The following is a 16,476-nucleotide window of genomic DNA, read 5'->3' on the forward strand; positions in this document are numbered from 1 at the left end:
GTATTTCCCATTCGTGTTCTATTTAGCTCCTTATTATGAGTATGTAGCAAGTTGCTTATCAAATTCAGCCTCTTTGAGGGTCAAATATGGTTTTGCAAATGGTGACTGACAAGACATAAACAAGGTCAGCAGGATTTTTTACATAAATGGACATGAATGTATATAACCTAAAATAAGAATAAATTTTAATAAGGGCTGCCCAAAAAGAAAAAAAATGCAGTTGCCATCCTACAGATACTTGCAGAAAGGATAAAATTTACTTTTAGACCTTTTGGGATAGCCCTTATTAATACTTCAGATAAAATTCCTAAGGTTATATTTTCAATCCTTTGGACCGGGTTTCCTCCTTGGCATACAGCCCCGGATGCCCAGTTATGGTGTGATTGGCGATAATACTTTCCGATGGATTGCGTATTTGCGGTGATGTATCTTCGGGATATTGCCTGATACCGTTTCGCACACCTTTCGCTTCCGGTTTGACCTGTTGCCCTTCATGCTCCTTTTCGGTGATTTCGGGTGTAGGCGGCGCAAGTTCCAGCTGTATCTTGCGGTCAAGGGCGGCAAGTTCGGACTTCAACTGTTTCAGTTCTTCCTCCTTCTTCCACACCTTGCCTGCTATCTCCTGCAACTGCGGTATCTCACGTTCCAAGACCTCATTCTTCGCTTTATACTGGTCGATGATGGAGGGGATTCTCTCAATCGCGTTGAGGAAGTTGCGGGCGGCGGCCAACGGGTCAGCCAGCGCCAGATGCCCGTTGTTGTAGGTGTACTTGTAGTTCCCCTCGACCACGAAGCGGTTGTCGGTAAACTCCAATCCCTCTTTGAGTATCCTTTCGCTGACCACCTTTATCGGGAAACCGTAAAACTCTCCAACCTGCGTGTACAACCCTCCGGTCGTGGCATTCTTGGCTATCTCCTGCAAACGCTTTCCGATGACTTTCTCATCGGCGGAATCCACTCCGTCCACCTTTATTATATTAAGGTGATTGCCCTCCTTGTCGGTCTGCACCACAGAGAGGAAGCGGTTCCAGTCCTCCGTCATGGCATCTATGAAAGCTGTGTTGTTGCCCAGCTCGCGGGTCTTCGATTCCAGCTTGAACTCCGAATCACGCTTGCCCTTGTTGAACGACTTGCGTTCCCCTTCGAGCGAGGCGATACGTTTTTCCAGTTTCGCCTTGTCCAGCAGGTCGGTGTTGCCGGATAGCAACGCCATATATTCCGAGAAGTTCATGCCCGATTTCTCGTCCATTGCCCCCTCGTCGATGGTACGCGCTTCCATAGCACCGCTTTTAAGCTGGCTGATGAAAGTCTGCTTGCAGTGCAGGAGGTTGAACTTGTAACTGTCCAGTGATTTTTCCACCGCGTAGATTATTACGTCCACGTTGTTCCCGGCGAAATGCTTGGCTATCTCGTTGCCTGCTCTAACTCCCCGTCCGTCACGCTGTTGCAGGTCGGACGGTCGCCACGGCGTATCAAGATGATGAATTGCCACACACCGTTTCTGTGCGTTCACACCCGTTCCGAGCATGGAGGTGGAGCCGAACAGCACACGCACCGTCCCGGCGTTCATGGCGTCTATCACCGCCTTCCGCGCCTTGTCGGTCTTGCACTCCTGAATGAAGCGCACCTCGCTTGGCGGTATACCGTAGTCCTCCGTCAGTTTGCGCTTGATTTCCGAATAGACGTTCCACCCGTCGCCCGGCTGGTATGTCCCCAAATCAGAGAAAACGAACTGCGTGCCTTTCTGGGCGTCGTATTTTTGATAATACTCCGCGATCATCTTGGCACAGTGACTCGCTTTGTTGTCGGGATGATCTTCGTAATTCGGGTCTATCATGCGCATGTCGAGTGCCATTTTCCGGGCATAGTCCGTGGCGATGAGCATCTTCGCCTTTTCTTCCGTTTCCGAAAGCGGCAGCCTGCCCAACAAGGTGGCATCGCCCGTCTTGGCGAACTGCATCAGTTTCTGTATGAAGTCCTCCTGTTCCGGCGTGGGCGGTATATGGTGCAGTATCTCGTTCTTGGCAGGACGGTCAACGCCCACATCCTCCGCCGTGCGGTAGTCCGTGATTTCATTATAGAAGGCGGCAAGCTCCGGCACTTTGATGAAGTAGCGGAAACGCTCCTTCTGGACCACATTGTTCGTCACGTTAAATTCAAAATCCGTCGTCTTCTTGGCAAATATCGCCGCCCAAGCGTCGAAACACCTTATGTCCTGCCGTTCCAGCTCCTTCGGGCGCAGGTACTTGAACAGCAGGTACAATTCAGTCAGTGAGTTGCTGATAGTCGTGCCGGAGAGGAAGGTCGCACCCAAGTCTTTTCCTGTGCGCTCCTGTATGGTGCGTATGGCAAAGAGCATGTTAAGTGCCTTCTGGCTTCCCTCGCTGTTTCCCAATCCCGCCACACGGTCGTGGCGCGTGTTGAAAGTCAGATTCTTGAACTGGTGGCTCTCATCTATGAAGATGTGGTCGATGCCCATCTGCTTGAAATCCACCACGTCGTCCGTGCGTGACTTTATGGCGTGTTCCACCTTCTCCAGCTTCGCTTCAAGGTTGTGCTTGCGCTTCTCCAATCCTTTCAGCATCGCCCGCGACACGTTCTTTCCCTGCTGCCGTAGCACTTCGAGGTTTTCCTCCACCGTGTCAAGCTCTGCTTGCAGGATGCGCTGCTGCAATTCCGGCGACTGCGGTATCTTGCCGAACTGGTCGTGCGACATGATGACGCAATCGTAGTCGTTGTTCTTTATATTATTGAAGAAGCGCACACGGTTGGCGGTCGAAAAGTCCTTCTCCGAAGCGTACAGAATACGTGCGTTGGGATATGCCGCCTGATAGGTGGCTGCAATCTCCGCAACGTTGGCTTTCAGCCCGATAATCATCGGCTTGTGTGCCAAATTCAGACGCTTCATCTCATGCGCGGCGATGCACATTATCAGCGTCTTACCGGTTCCCACCTCGTGGTCGCAAATTCCGCCGCCGTTCTGTTTCAACATCCAGACGCAATCCATCTGTGAGGGATAGACGCTCTTGATACCCCGGCTTGCCAGCCCTTTCAGGTTGAGGTCGGGAAAGGTCTGATGGGAGCCGTCGTAGCGCGGGCGCACGAAACAGTTGAACTTGCGGTTATACATCGTCACAAGCCGCTCCTTGAACTGCGGCGACTGCTCTTCGAGCCATTCGGAGAAGCCGTTTCGTATCTCGTCAATCTTGGCGTTGGCGAGTTGTATTCCCTCGCTGTCGCGCATCTTGATGTCGTTGCCATGCTCGTCCTTGCCGATGGACTTCATCATGTCAGGGCAGGTGTTGTGCAGGGCGTGTTTTAGGAGGTGCATACCGTCATAGTTCCGGTAATACCCCTTCACCAGAAACTCGTCCGTGATTTTCATGGTGCGGTAGCCGCACACCACCGAAAACTCGTCCATGCTTGCGGAATAGGCGATTTTCACCTCCGTGTCGAACAGCCGGCTCATGTAGGCGGCATAGACACCCGTCGGAATCCAGCGTTCCCCGAAATTGAAGTCCAGATCCTCGAAGGCGATGCGCTGCGGCTCGGCATCTTTCAGAGCCTCCAACGCCTGCTTCACCTCCGGCATACGCTCATTTTCGGGATTGTCACCCATCCATGCCTCTATGCGTTCCGCTTTCTCTATGACATTTCCGGCGATGAAACGGTCTTTGATTTCGTAACCGGTCACGAGCGGATTGTAGTAGATGCGCCCTTGCAGGGCAGTGAGCAAATCCTCCGCCGTGCTGTCGGTTATCTCCCGCATATAGTCGAGATTGACCGTACCATATTTGTTGAGCGACGCAGACAGGGCTTCTTCGGGAGAGCCTACGTTGGCATGGCTCTCCACCGCGAAGGAAACAGGATGCTCGAAGATGTCCGCCTTGACGAACTTTCCGTTTTCCATCCGTTCCAGCGAAAGGATGTCGCGCCCGCCCGCATCCATCATCACTAACTTCACGTTCTGCTTGGCGTTGAGGTTGCCGTAGCGCATGACAAACTCATCGTAACAGGTATTCAGATGCTCTCGCCACGGAACATTTGCCTCGCGCCGGAGCGATTCATAACGGTACAGACGCTCGTAGGCGTCACGCAGCGACACATACAACAACGCCTTTTCCTTCTGGTATCCTTTCAGGTCGAGCGGCTGGAATGTCGCCCCGTATGGCGTGATGTCTTTCAGGTAGCCGATGTTATGACGCCCCCGGTCAGCCACCAGCGACCCTTCGCGCAGGTGCATCTCCGGCGTGCGGTGGTAGGCACGCGGAGAAAGGTCCACGACTTCCTCCTTCGGCTTTTCCGCTTCGATGTCGGGGAAAAGGAAAGTCCCCACCGCTTCCGATGGGGTATCTGTAACGGCAGGTGCGGCGACTGCCTCCGGCTGTGTTTCCTCCTGTCGTGGCTGCTCACGGGAAGTTTCCGGCACGGCTTTCACTTCCGTCTTTTCCGCCACTTGTTTCTCGTTATGCTGCCTTGCCAGTTCCCGAAGTTCTTTCCTACGCTCCGGCGTCAAACCCATCATCATTTCATAGAAACCGTTGATGGGAGGATTGGTATCCCAGTCCAGTGTGGCATAGATGTCGTCCGGGTCGGCAGGCTTGGCGGTGTTCTCCGCTTTCACCTCCTTATTCTCCATTGCGGGTTTTGCAGTTGGAGCTGTCGGTGTAACCGTGACTTTCGGTTTGGGCGGAGTGGACTTTGCCGTAACTGCCTTTTTCACCGTCTTTTTCTTTTTGGAGGTTTTCGGTTGGCTGACCTCTTCCGTCATCCCCCAGAGGTCAAGCAGGGTGAGCTGCACGCCTGCGGAATATTGCGGGCGCGGTTCTATCTCCGGCTTTTCATCTGCGGGTTGCGGCTTTTCTGTCGGAGTTTCCACCGTCTGCGCCGAGGATACTGTTTCCAATTTTATGGCAGGACGCTCTACTTTATTTTGAACGGCAACTTTTTCTTCCGTTCCTGCCTGCCGGATTGAACCCGAATACAAGCGCATGGCAAGCCTGTAATGGAAATCCTCGTCGAGCATACGGCGCAAATCCCCGGCGATGCCTGCTGCCTTGCCCTCGTGCAGATAAACCATAGCGGGCTTCCCGTAGGGGTCTGTGTCAAGTTTCGCCATCGTATGCACGATGCGTTCCGGGTGGTGGATGAAATAGGCGTTGTCGGTCAGGGCGGTTTTCGTGTCCGTCTGTATCACGGTCATCAGCCGCTCGTCCTGCGACATTTCCTTCTTGCTGAGGTTCTTTTGCAGGACAATCAGGTCACTGCCCACCTCCGTGCCCGCGTTGTCCGTGAACAGGTTGTTGGGCAGGCGTATCGCGGATACCAGATTGGCCTGACTGAACAGCTCGTTACGCACGGAGGTCTTGGTGCTATTCAATACCCCTTGCGAGGTGATGAACGCCACGATACCGCCGTCACGCACGGCATCCAGTCCTTTGAGAAAGAAATAGTTGTGGATGGTTTTCTGGGCGGAGCGTCTGCCGAAAGAGTCGCTCCGCTGAAACTCCGCGTCGAACACGGCAATGTCACCGAACGGAATGTTGGACACCGCCAAGTCGAAATAATTGTTGAACGGTCTTTCGATTTTCTCAAAACCGCAGGTGCGCATTTTCTGGTCGGGATAGAGATGCCTCAAGATTGTACCCGTGAGCAGATCCTTCTCGAAAGCCATCACATCCGCATTGGGGCTGTGCCGCAGCATGGAATCCACGAACACGCCGACACCTGCCGACGGTTCGAGCATACGGGCGGGGCGGACGCTGTAATCTGCCAGCACGTCCGCGATGGTGTCGGTTATCTCTTTGGGGGTGTAGAAAGCGGTCAGCACGGACGCTTTCAGCGAATCCACAAACCGCTTGTACTCTGTTTCGTCCTTGCTGTTCTCACGGATAAGCCTGTGCAGCTCCACCGTCGGGGCGAACAGTTCGAGGTCGGATTTCGCCCACCGGACGGCATCCGTCAGTTCCTTTGCAGGGTTGAGGATACATTTCAGACCGCCGAAACCGCAGTACCTTTGAAGTATGGCACGCTCTTCGGTTGTCGCTGTCCTATTTTCCCTGTCAAGGATGAATGCCGTCCGTATCGCCTCGATGTTGTCCCGCAGTTTCTGTTTGCGGTTAAACGCCATATTCGTCTAAGTAAAGGACGGTTGCTCCCGTCAGCTCCGTGTAGAGCAGGTCGTAATCGGAAGACAGGGCGAAATTGTCATCCGAGAGGTCATAGACGGAGAACACGTTGCCGACAAGCGGCAGCAGTTTCAGGACAAAGGCTTCACGCTTCTCTTCCGGCACTTCATCGGCAAACTCGTTTTCCACGACTTCGCGGAGGATGGCGTAACGGGAATAATGCAGCCCGCGCAGCAGCGTGTCCATCGCCAGTTCCTGCGCACCATCGGCGGGATAGCCTTCAAGCCGTGCCCTCTCATACGTTTCGGCGGCACGGTCGGCCCGTTCCCGTATGAAAGCGGTGTCGTCAGCCTGTTCAAACTTGTTCGTGCGGAGATAGTCCAGCAGGTACAGACCGTAATAGGAAAAGTCGGTCTGACCCTCGTTTTTCTTCTTGTTGTTCATTACTTTGGATTTAGCGGATTGATAATTAACGGGATAATCGGTTGGAAAAAGGAAGAAAAAGGCACTCGGTATCCCTCCGAGTGCCACCACTAAATCCAAAGTATGAGTGTAATCCGGTATCGAAGAACAATTCATTACTCTGAACAAGTGGCAAAGTTAATACTATTTCTTCCGTCCTGAAAATTTCTTGTCCTTTTTAGCCTCCGGGAACACAAAAGTCGTGTTATATTCCCCGTCAAAGGCGACAACAGCATCGAAACTCTTGCCCTGTTTGCTCTTGAACCCTTTGAGCAGCTTGGTATGCCCTTCGGTGAGCAGGTCTTTGATTTCATCGTCGGACAGGGTGCGTCCCGCTTTCAGCCGGAACACGGGCAGTCCGCACTCCGTGTTGTCGCAGCGTACCACCTTGCCGTAGAACCGCATCCTGCCCGTGCCACACTTGGGACACGCGCAGCCGGAGTCACGGCTGCCGAAGAGCTTGTCGCACGAGATCAGTTCGGAGGTTATCTCACGTGTGTACGCCTCTATCTCCTTGCGGAAGGTGTCGTCGGACAGTTCCCCGCGCTCGATACGCGCCAGCTCCTTTTCCCATTCGCCCGTCATGGCAACATCGGCGATGCGCATCGTCTTGACGACGGAATTGAGGGCAAGTCCTTTTTCGGTGGGAACAAGCGACTTCTTGCAGCGTTCCATGTAACCGCGCTTGAAAAGCGTTTCGATGATGGAGGCGCGTGTGGCGGGAGTACCGATGCCACAGTCCTTCATCGCCTGCCGCAGTGCGTCGTCCTCAATTTCCTTGCCCGCCGTTTCCATTGCCGAGAGCAGGGTGGCTTCGGTATGCAGCGGCTTGGGTTTGGTCTTTCCTTCGGTAATGGACGAGCCTTTCGGTGTCAGCGTGTCGCCTTCCTGCCAGCCGGGGATGGTAATTTCCTCTTTTTCCTCGCCATAGACGGCACGCCATCCGGTTTGCTTCACGACGCTGCCTTTTACGGTAAACTCCACTCCGGCACATTCCGCCGTGACAGTGGTCACATCCTTGACGCATTTCTCAGAGAATGCCTCGACCATGCGCCCGGCAATCATCTGATAGATGGTATTGTCCTCTTTGGAGAGGAAGAGCGGTTTCTCACCCGTGACGAGCAGGGCATGGTGGTCTGTCACCTTGCCGTCGTCCACGCTGCGGCGTGTCGGGGCGGCTTTTGCCCGCACCTTGTCTTTCCATTCGGGCTGTGTGCCGATGAAAGCGAGCAGTTTGGGAATTTCGGCAAACACGTCTTCGGGGATGTAGCGGCTTCCCGTTCTCGGATAGGTTATCAACTTCTTTTCGTAGAGTTTCTGCGCGATTTCAAGCGTCTGTTCCGCCGTGAAGCCGTGCTTGGCGTTGGCTTCCTTCTGGAGCGTGGTCAGGTCATACAGGAGCGGAGTTTCCTCTATCTTCTCTTTACGTTCGGCTTTTGTGACAGTGGCAAAGCCGGCTTCCTTTACCTTATTATATAGTGCTGTGGCAGGTTCTTTCTCTTTCCATTTCTTGGAAGATGAGAGTTTCACCACTTCGCCGTCGCCTGTGTCTGCGGCGATATGGAGCTGCCAGAAAGGTTCCACCGTGAAACGGCGGTTTTCCCAATAGCGAGCGCACACCATCGCCAGCGTGGGTGTCTGCACCCGTCCGACGGAATATGTGCCGTGTCCGGCTGCGATGGAGAGTGCCTGCGTGCCGTTGATGCCCACAAGCCAGTCGGATTCGCTCCGTGCTTTGGCGGCAAGGTAGAGGTTGTCGTATTTGTCGCCCGCTTCGAGGTTACGCAACCCCTCGCGGATAGCCTTATCGGTGAGCGAACTTATCCAGAGGCGCACGAAAGGCGTGGTACATCCGATATAATGGTAGAGGTATCTGAAGATAAGCTCACCTTCGCGTCCTGCATCGGTCGCCACAATGATCTGCTCGCTTTCCTTGAAAAGACGGGCGATGATTTTTATCTGCGACACCACGCCGCTGTCGGGTTTGTAGCCCTTCTCTGTCTTTTCCTGACGGGGAATGAGCGTGAAGGTTTCGGGAATGACGGGCAGGTTGTCACGGACGAAGCCGCGTATGCCGTAGCCGTCGGGCATGGCAAGCTGGACGAGGTGTCCGAACGCCCATGTCACGGCATAGCCGCCTCCCTCGAAATATCCTTCCTCTCTCTTTGTCGCGCCTACGATGCGGGCGATTTCACGTGCCACGGATGGCTTTTCTGCAATGATTGTCTTCATGCTGTTTTACTTTTTAATGGATTATTACTTTGGATTTAGTGGCGGACACGGGATGTTACATCTTCATGCCCTTGTTGTTTTTCTTCTGAGGCTTTTCCTGCTGCTTTTGCTGTTTGTCGTCTTTCGGAGCGGTCTGCCCTTTCAGCAACGGCTCTTTCAGGTTCTTGGTCGCCTCGTTGGTCTTTCCTTCGCTGTTCACCGCCACCTGTGTGCGGCTCTCGTTGGACGGGGCGACCTTCTGCGCGTTGTCGGGGTTGGTGTCGTAGCGGTACGGACGTCCCTTCTCCGGGTTGAACTTGATGTACATCGTGGCGTGGAAGCCTTGCTTGTCGGTCACGTTCTCCAGTTTGATGGCTTTGCCTGCCGCGTAATCGGCTTTCTGCTGGTCGGTGAAGTTCACACCGCTCCATTTGCTGATGGGGCGGATGCTGCCGTCGGCGTTCGTCCACGTGTTGCGGCGTTGCTCTTTCTGTGGGGCTGCGGAGTTTTCCATGCCCTGAGCCTGTCCCTGCGTGGGATTGTTCTTGGCTTCCTGCGTCTGGGCGGTACGGGGCGACCTGCCGGTTCCCGGTACGAACTCCACGCCTCGCTGCTCTACATTCACTTGGAGGGTGGTGACGAACTTCCTGCCGTCGTTACGCTCGATGAGCTTGTCGCGCACGGGCAGCCCGGCACGCAACATATCCTGTTCCTGTTTGGTGATTTCCGTCTTTCCGATGCGCTCCGGTATGCGTACCTTGTTTGCTGGTATGTCTGTGATTTCATTCGTCTTGCGGTCTATGCTGATGAACGAGGGGATGATTTCACCCGTTTCCCTGTCCACGATGTCCACGACCCTGCCGAGGTTGCCCGTTTCGCGCAGGTTCTTACGGTCTTCGTCGGAGAATTTGTGTTCCTTGTACTCATCTAACTTCTGCTCCTTGCGGATGAAGTGCGGCACGAGGCTGACATTTCCCTCGCCGTCTTTCTTGAAGGAAAGGCGGGCATCCAGCTCGAAAGCCTCGCCGCCGAACTTGGGCGACACTTTCACCAAATCGGACTTGCCGTAGTTGAGCATCTTCTGAAGGTCGCCGGACTTTTCAAGGTCGTCACGTTTCACGCCCCATTTCTCTTCCAGCTCCTGCCAGTTGATTTTGCTCTCGTCAATGGGCTGGTAGCCCCGTCTGCCTTGCGTCTGTTGTTGCGGGCCTTCCTGATTCTGTTCCTGCTTCTTTTCCATTTCTTCCTGTTTTGGGGTTTCTTTGGGCTGCTCTTCCTGCTTTTGTTCCGTCTGCTCCGTCTTTCCGGCGGTCTGTTCTTCCTTCACCTGCTTTTCGTAGCCGGAAGTGTCCACCTTGTGGGGCGCAAGCAGTTCCTTGTTGGCTTCGGGGTCTTTCAGCAGGTCTTTCATCACCTCCATCAGTTTGTCGGCTTGGTCTGCCGCGACACGGTAGAAACCGAAGCGGCTGGGTTCCTTGCACTGCCGGAAGAAGTTTTTGAAGAAGTTGTCCAGCACGTCGCCGTGGCGGTCGAATTGCAGGAAACTCTGCGCGTTCTCCGCTTTCGCGGGGGTGCGCTTGGGGGAACCGTCGGCATCCAGCCCGGCTACCACGCTGATCTCGCCCGTCTTCTCATCACGGACTATCAGCACGTCCTTTTCGCTTTTTTTCTTTGCCATTTGAAAAATGTTTTAATGGGTTATTTTTGAAAGAAATTATGGATACGAGCCTTGTAGAAGGCTATATCTTCCTTTTTGAAGTCCTTTACGTGTCCGGAAAGGAACGTCAGCACGTCCTCTTCGCTGTAATAGGTCTTTTTGCCGAGCGTCTTGTACGGCAACGCGCCGATGCTGCGGTAGCGTTGCAGGGTACGCTTGCTTATCTGGAGCAGCATACAGAGGTCTTGGTTGTCGAACATCCTGATACGCTCCATCGGGTTCGGGGCTTTGCCGGACGGCTGCAAGGACAGCAGCAGTTCGTCCTGACGGTCGAGCCGTTCCATCAGCTTCCGCATCCAGCTCTCAAAATTGTTTCGGGTAAGCAGTTCCATATGTCACGTCCTCCTTCTTTTGGGTTTGCCGCCGCCCGTGCGTAGCGTATGGTTGCGTTTCAGTTCCGTCGGTGTCGCCGCGTCTTCCATGACGGTGCAGTCCGCAAGCAGGCGGTCGATTTCAGACTGTCGGTAGCGGCATTTGCCGCGCAGCACTACATAGCCGATGCGATGCTCGTTACGCATACGCTGGAGGGTGCGGGTACTCACATTCAACAGGTGCGCCGCCTCACGGGTGGTGAGCAACCTGTCTGCGGATTTTTCCTTTCTTTCGCCGGAAACGGCACGCACGTGTGCCGCTATCTCGGCTATCTGTTCCGTCAATGCGGTGAAAGCGGAACTTTCCATCGTTATTACTTTCATATTCAGTCCTTTCTTTTGGTTTCTGCGGCAAAATTCGGCAATAAACAAAAGGGGCTTTAACAGCTCACTACGTGTCTCACGTAAGATTTTTATTGGAAATGGCTCCATTACCCGGACAGACGGCGCAACATACAGCCTTTCAGCGGGAAACGATATGCGTTCATGAGGATGGCGTTACCTTTGCGGCAAACCTGAAATGTTTTGAATATGGAAATTGTATCTATCGAGAAAAAGACCTTCGAGATGATGGTGGCGTCCTTCAACGCCCTCTCGGAGAAGGTTGCCGCCCTGAGGCGCAAGAGCGACGGCGGGCGGTTGGAAAGATGGCTCACGGGCGAGGAAGTCTGCGGGCAGTTGAGAATCAGCCCGCGCACGTTGCAGACGTTGCGCGACAAGCGGCTTATCGGCTACTCGCAGATAAACCGCAGGTTCTATTACAAGCCGGAAGAAGTTAGGAGGCTGATTCCGCTTATCGGTACGCTCTATCCCGGCGGCAGGTAATCTTATTATTCACCCACTGAATCCAAAGTTATGATGAACGAGAACAACGATGTTTTTACACTGGAGGACGAGCCGCTTGCCACCGTGGTGCAGAATATGCGCAAAGGCTCTAAATGGCTCTCTGCATTTTTGGAAAACTACCGTCCACCGCTGGACGGGGAACGTTACCTGACGGACAGGGAGGTGGCGGAGTTGCTCCGTGTGAGCCGCCGTACCTTGCAGGAATACCGTAACAACAGAGTGTTGCCCTTTATCCTTTTAGGCGGGAAGGTGCTTTACCCCGAATCGGGATTGCGTGAACTGCTGGAGGCGAATTACCGCAAACCGATGGAGTAATGTCCTGACATTCCGGAATAAAATGCGTACCTTTGTGGTTAAAACGAATACCATTATGCTTCGGAGTGAATTTGCAAAATTGTTAGAATCCACAATAATTCCTGAAGGAATTGAGCAAGAGGACATAAAATCCCGAATCTATCCTATAAGTGCAGCATTGATGTCAATGTTGCCACAAAAACTGTATAGATATAGGAGTTGTTCAACATTAAACCTTGATGCTTTTGACAAGGATCTGGTTTATGCTGTTACTGCTGATAAGTTTAATGACCCCTATGACACTCTTGTTTATTATAGTTTGGATAATATTCAAGAGCAAATGAGAGCTTGTTGTACAGAAGAATTTCTTGAACAATTCAAACAGATACTTGAAACTAAAGATTTCGAATTTCCTCCAAGTGTAATCCAATTTTTCGGAAGAAACAATTTGACAGGTTTAAAAAAACAGGTAATATCGTGTAACGGCATAAATCCATTGACATTAGCTCTTTTTAGTGTTGTAATGGAAAACATATTGAAAGAAATCCTATTAAAAATGGGGGATACATTAAAGGTCGTATCTACAATAGCATGTTTAAGTGAAAGCATAGATTCTGTTATAATGTGGAGTCACTATGCCCAAAATCATGAAGGGTTTGCATTGGAATATGATTTAAGGTTCTTATTAGAACAAGGAGAAATGAATTGTTGTATCTTGCCTGTTATATATGATAATAACCGCTTTGATGCAAATAGTTTTATTCAATGGTATATAGCAAAGAGCTTGGGGCTGGATGTTAAAAATATAGATTCACTATCGCATTTGAAAATGGCTATTCACAAATCCACACAGTGGGAATATGAAAATGAATGGCGTATTATTCATTCAGAGAAACAACCTGCCGCACATTCTCGTGCAACAAGCCTGAAAATTGTTCCTAAAGCAATCTATTATGGAGAGAGAATTTCAAACATCCACAAGAAAACTTTGCATTATATAGCACAAGAAAAAGGAATTGCGGAATATGATATGTACATTGATTGTGGCTCGTTAAAGTATGAGATGTTATATAAGCCATCTCAATTTTGATACCTCATATTCTTTAGCACATAATTTGTATATTCAAAATTGACTATTTTAAAGTTAAAACGGACAGCTTGATGGTTGTCCGTTTTTAATTGATTTTCATCGTCTTTTCAGCAGTAACCGCCTTTTCCGCTATGTACGAATAACATGTAGGCGGTATGCTTGTCTTTTGCAAGTGCCTTGTCCATCAGCCAGCGGCGGAAAAGATGGGCATGGTATGTGCTCAGCCGAAAGGTGACGGGGATGATTATCTCAAGCGAGTAAACATCCGCATACAGACCGTTTTCAAGTTGGATGTAGCGGCATGCCTCGTAGTCGTTCAGCACGTCCGTTTTGAGGATGGCTTTGATGGCGGCGTTCACTGCCGGGACACCCGTGTGGAACAGTCTGGCGATTTCTCCGGCGGTCATCCATACATCGTTACCGGTTACGCTGACCGCCTTGTCCTCAATGATGATTATGTCACGTTTCATGGCTTCTCTGTTTTAGATGGTACGACCTGCAAATTCTTCGATTTGGTTCAATCTCGCGGCAAGGTTCTCCATGTCTTGATTGAGCTTCTCTTTGGTTATTTTCGCGTATATCTGCGTTGTCTTTATGCTTTTGTGTCCCAGCATGGAACTGACCGTTTCGATGGGTACGCCGTTGGAGAGGAACACCGTCGTGGCGGCCGTGTGGCGGCTTTGATGCCATGTAATATGCTTGGTGATACCGCAACGCTTGGCGACGGCACGGATTCCGGCAAGGCACGTGTTATAGTGGGGTACGGGGAATATCCTGCCGTCCCCACACAGCCCACGGTATTTGTCGATGATGCGCTTCGCTATGTCGAGCATACGGATGTTGGACACCACACCCGTCTTCTGGCGGTTGATGTTTATCCACTCGTGTTCGTCAAAGTAGGTGCGGATATTCTCTTCCGTCAGGTTGCGCATATCGGCGAACGACAAGCCCGTGAAGGCGCAGAACAGGTATAAATCACGATACAGTTCTTGCTTCGCATTCTTCAGCTTACCTTCCATCAGCAGGCGGATTTCATCTTTCGTCAGAAAGCTGCGGGTCGTTTCCTCCTTCTTGATTTCATACTCGCGGAACGGGTCGCGCGTGAGCCACTCATTGTTGATGGCGATGAACACCATCGTCCGAAGCGGGCAGACATACAGCCACACGGTGTTGGTGCAGCAGTGTTTGTCCGTGCGCAGGAACATTTCAAAATCGGAAATGAAAGCGGGGGTAAGCTCTTTCAGGGCGATGTCCTTCACGTGGTAGCGGATGGTGAGGAACTCTTGCAGGTGCTTGTAAACGATCTTGTATTTGTCAAACGTGCCTTTGGCTTTCATGCCTGCCTCCACCTGCTTGGCATAGTCCTCGTTGTGTTGCCGGAACACCTGCAATAGCGTGTGGTAGCGGTGTTCCAGTCCAAGAAAGGCGTTTTTCACCTTTTCCGCAGTGACGAAGTTGTCACGCTCCATGATTTCCTGATAGTGCTTGTTGATGCGTACGCGCATCTTGTCGAGCATACGGTTCGTTTCGAGTGCAGCCGTGCTTCTGCCCGTGACACGTCCTCCTTTGGTGTCCCACAGCTTAGGATCGACGGTCAGTTTGCAGCTGAACTGTGTTTGGCTGCCGTCCACCGTGATACGTCCCATGACGGGTACTGTCCCGTCCTTTTTCACTACCTGACGTTTGAGGTAGTAGATAACTGAAAATGTACTCTTCATCGTCCTTAATTTTTTTAGGTTCAAAATTAGTCGGTGAAGAATCCTTCGTCGGTACGCAAAACACGGAGGAACGACGCAATCTTTTTCCGTAACTGGATTTGTCGCGTGAGTTGTTAGTAACTCACTATATCACAACGCCTTGTTTTGCCATTCGTGCCAATTTCGTCACCTATATGGTGTGGTTACGAACAAGTAACGTTGCGACGTCTTGACTTGGCTTCGGCAAGGATTGTGGTGGCGTTGGAGATAATCGGCTGCTTAAATGAAACCTCTGTAAATCAATTCTATTACTTCATTCTTCTGTATTCCACTTTTTTGTAGTATCTTTGTAATGTGATAAAGAAGGAAACAGCTTATGAAATCACCTTTTCAGTATGGTACACTGGTCGATAAAGAGAATTTTGTCAACCGGGTAGAAGAACGCAAACAACTGAAAGAGTTGTTAGGTTCGGGTATTAACGTAATGCTCATCTCTCCACGTCGTTGGGGAAAATCTTCACTTGTCAAAGTAGCGATGGACGAGTTGATGCATGAAGATAAACAGGTTCGTGTCTGTTATATCGATGCATTCAGTATCAAGACCGAATCCGAGTTCTACCGGATCTTTGCCCGTGAAGTCATCGCTTGCGCTGCATCTACGCTTGAAAAACGATTGGAAGATGTAAGACACTTTTTAAAAACTGTTTCACCCAGTATCACGCTGAAAAGCACCCCTACCGATACGATGTCTTTTGACTTGAAATTCGAATTGGAAGAAAGGGATGTTATGGAAATACTGAAATTGCCCGAAAAGATAGCCATAGCCAAAAGCATACGGCTGATAGTCTGCATCGACGAATTTCAACAACTGGCACAACTATCCGGCTACAGAGATCTGGAAGGTAAAATGCGTTCTGTCTGGCAAAAACAGCAACAAGTATCTTATTGCTTCTACGGAAGCAAACGACACATGATGCTGGATATTTTCAACAACTCATCCAATCCTTTCTATCGTTTCGGGCAGGTACTATTCCTGCAAAAGATTAAGAAGGAGGAGTGGGTACCTTTTATCGTCAATGCCTTCAAGCGGACGAATAAAGAAATCAGCAAAGAGCAAGCCGAACAGCTGTGTGACATCGTGAAGTGCCATTCATGGTATCTGCAACAGTTGTGTTACTTCGTCTGGAGTGGCACTTCCGACAAAGTGACTGACGAAACCATTGAAATGCGTACCCGGCAATTGATAGATACCAATATGCCTATGTTCATGAATGATACTGAAAATCTGACCGCTGCGCAAACAGCCATGTTACGTGCCGTAGCCAATGGTGAATACCGCTTCAATTCTATTCCTGTAGTGCGGAAATATGAATTGGGAAGTGCACAAACCATCACCCGCAACAAACGTATGCTGACCGAACGTGATTTTATTGAGAAGGAGGGGGAACTATATGTGTTTTCTGATCCTGTATTCGAACTTTGGTTTAAGAGGGAGTATTGTTGAGCTGAATTGTATGGGGAAAACCGACTGTTTAACAATGTTAATGTCAATTTCCGTTTATTTTATTCTTGTGTGCAAATAATAAGTCTTTTGCATTTAAAACACTTGTTATTTGCATCCAAAGAATAAACTTTAACTCTGTGTTAAAACAAAGCTTTT

At 51.0% G+C, this 16,476-nt stretch carries 12 protein-coding genes; 4 read left to right on the forward strand and 8 right to left on the reverse strand.

All coding sequences use genetic code 11. From position 1 onward, the window contains the following. Positions 1 to 313: 313 nt before the first annotated feature. The 6 genes from QK890_RS09825 to QK890_RS09850 all read right to left on the reverse strand — a co-directional run bounded on the left by QK890_RS09825 (position 314) and on the right by QK890_RS09850 (position 11,213). Positions 314 to 6,130 carry an N-6 DNA methylase gene (locus QK890_RS09825; RefSeq protein ID WP_122246772.1) on the reverse strand — a complete coding sequence of 1,939 codons (5,817 nt, stop codon included), beginning with the start codon at positions 6,128 to 6,130 and terminating at the stop codon, positions 314 to 316. After that, positions 6,120 to 6,572: a DUF1896 domain-containing protein gene (locus QK890_RS09830; RefSeq protein ID WP_004304266.1), complete on the reverse strand. Its 453-nt coding sequence runs from the start codon at positions 6,570 to 6,572 to the stop codon at positions 6,120 to 6,122. The genes QK890_RS09825 and QK890_RS09830 overlap by 11 nt, the downstream gene beginning before the upstream one ends. Positions 6,573 to 6,734: 162 nt before the next feature. Continuing rightward, positions 6,735 to 8,822 carry a type IA DNA topoisomerase gene (locus QK890_RS09835; protein ID WP_032542968.1) on the reverse strand — a complete coding sequence of 696 codons (2,088 nt, stop codon included), beginning with the start codon at positions 8,820 to 8,822 and terminating at the stop codon, positions 6,735 to 6,737. Between the two features lie 55 nt (positions 8,823 to 8,877). Then, positions 8,878 to 10,479: a DUF3945 domain-containing protein gene (locus tag QK890_RS09840; protein WP_005809263.1), complete on the reverse strand. Its 1,602-nt coding sequence runs from the start codon at positions 10,477 to 10,479 to the stop codon at positions 8,878 to 8,880. A gap of 20 nt (positions 10,480 to 10,499) precedes the next feature. Next, entirely contained in the window at positions 10,500 to 10,850 is a 351-nt protein-coding gene (locus tag QK890_RS09845) for a helix-turn-helix domain-containing protein (protein ID WP_032538123.1), read from the reverse strand. A 3-nt stretch (positions 10,851 to 10,853) separates the two neighbouring features. Continuing rightward, the gene (locus QK890_RS09850; protein WP_032538124.1) at positions 10,854 to 11,213 is read right to left on the reverse strand and encodes a helix-turn-helix domain-containing protein; all 360 of its coding nucleotides are present in this window, start codon (positions 11,211 to 11,213) and stop codon (positions 10,854 to 10,856) included. A 207-nt stretch (positions 11,214 to 11,420) separates the two neighbouring features. On the opposite strand from QK890_RS09850, the gene QK890_RS09855 reads away from it, so the two are divergent. The 3 genes from QK890_RS09855 to QK890_RS09865 are packed head-to-tail and all read left to right on the forward strand — an operon-like array spanning position 11,421 to position 13,119. After that, positions 11,421 to 11,714 carry a helix-turn-helix domain-containing protein gene (locus QK890_RS09855; protein ID WP_023056835.1) on the forward strand — a complete coding sequence of 98 codons (294 nt, stop codon included), beginning with the start codon at positions 11,421 to 11,423 and terminating at the stop codon, positions 11,712 to 11,714. Positions 11,715 to 11,744: 30 nt separating this feature from the next. Then, the gene (locus tag QK890_RS09860) at positions 11,745 to 12,050 is read left to right on the forward strand and encodes a helix-turn-helix domain-containing protein (protein ID WP_032538125.1); all 306 of its coding nucleotides are present in this window, start codon (positions 11,745 to 11,747) and stop codon (positions 12,048 to 12,050) included. A gap of 55 nt (positions 12,051 to 12,105) precedes the next feature. Next, a complete protein-coding gene (locus QK890_RS09865; protein WP_005809274.1) occupies positions 12,106 to 13,119 on the forward strand; it encodes a DUF2971 domain-containing protein in 1,014 nt (337 codons plus the stop codon). Between the two features lie 107 nt (positions 13,120 to 13,226). Here QK890_RS09865 and QK890_RS09870 read toward each other — a convergent pair whose 3' ends face one another. Beyond that, positions 13,227 to 13,589, reverse strand: coding sequence for a hypothetical protein (locus QK890_RS09870; protein ID WP_005809276.1), 363 nt, complete (start codon positions 13,587 to 13,589; stop codon positions 13,227 to 13,229). Between the two features lie 12 nt (positions 13,590 to 13,601). Further along, positions 13,602 to 14,837 carry a site-specific integrase gene (locus QK890_RS09875; protein ID WP_032542969.1) on the reverse strand — a complete coding sequence of 412 codons (1,236 nt, stop codon included), beginning with the start codon at positions 14,835 to 14,837 and terminating at the stop codon, positions 13,602 to 13,604. 355 nt (positions 14,838 to 15,192) lie between these two features. On the opposite strand from QK890_RS09875, the gene QK890_RS09880 reads away from it, so the two are divergent. Then, positions 15,193 to 16,320 carry an ATP-binding protein gene (locus tag QK890_RS09880; RefSeq protein WP_005781477.1) on the forward strand — a complete coding sequence of 376 codons (1,128 nt, stop codon included), beginning with the start codon at positions 15,193 to 15,195 and terminating at the stop codon, positions 16,318 to 16,320. Positions 16,321 to 16,476: the final 156 nt, after the last annotated feature.

Origin of the sequence: Bacteroides sp. NGMCC 1.200775 (assembly GCF_040798045.1) — a bacterium.
Lineage (GTDB): Bacteria > Bacteroidota > Bacteroidia > Bacteroidales > Bacteroidaceae > Bacteroides > Bacteroides hominis.

Excerpts from the sequence above, each read along its gene's own strand:
- QK890_RS09825 (WP_122246772.1), bottom strand. The coding sequence starts at position 6,130 with ATGGCGTTTAACCGCAAACAGAAACTGCGGGACAACATCGAGGCGATA.
- QK890_RS09830 (WP_004304266.1), bottom strand. The coding sequence starts at position 6,572 with ATGAACAACAAGAAGAAAAACGAGGGTCAGACCGACTTTTCCTATTAC.
- QK890_RS09835 (WP_032542968.1), bottom strand. The coding sequence starts at position 8,822 with ATGAAGACAATCATTGCAGAAAAGCCATCCGTGGCACGTGAAATCGCC.
- QK890_RS09840 (WP_005809263.1), bottom strand. The coding sequence starts at position 10,479 with ATGGCAAAGAAAAAAAGCGAAAAGGACGTGCTGATAGTCCGTGATGAG.
- QK890_RS09845 (WP_032538123.1), bottom strand. The coding sequence starts at position 10,850 with ATGGAACTGCTTACCCGAAACAATTTTGAGAGCTGGATGCGGAAGCTG.
- QK890_RS09850 (WP_032538124.1), bottom strand. The coding sequence starts at position 11,213 with ATGAAAGTAATAACGATGGAAAGTTCCGCTTTCACCGCATTGACGGAA.
- QK890_RS09855 (WP_023056835.1), top strand. The coding sequence starts at position 11,421 with ATGGAAATTGTATCTATCGAGAAAAAGACCTTCGAGATGATGGTGGCG.
- QK890_RS09860 (WP_032538125.1), top strand. The coding sequence starts at position 11,745 with ATGATGAACGAGAACAACGATGTTTTTACACTGGAGGACGAGCCGCTT.
- QK890_RS09865 (WP_005809274.1), top strand. The coding sequence starts at position 12,106 with ATGCTTCGGAGTGAATTTGCAAAATTGTTAGAATCCACAATAATTCCT.
- QK890_RS09870 (WP_005809276.1), bottom strand. The coding sequence starts at position 13,589 with ATGAAACGTGACATAATCATCATTGAGGACAAGGCGGTCAGCGTAACC.
- QK890_RS09875 (WP_032542969.1), bottom strand. The coding sequence starts at position 14,837 with ATGAAGAGTACATTTTCAGTTATCTACTACCTCAAACGTCAGGTAGTG.
- QK890_RS09880 (WP_005781477.1), top strand. The coding sequence starts at position 15,193 with ATGAAATCACCTTTTCAGTATGGTACACTGGTCGATAAAGAGAATTTT.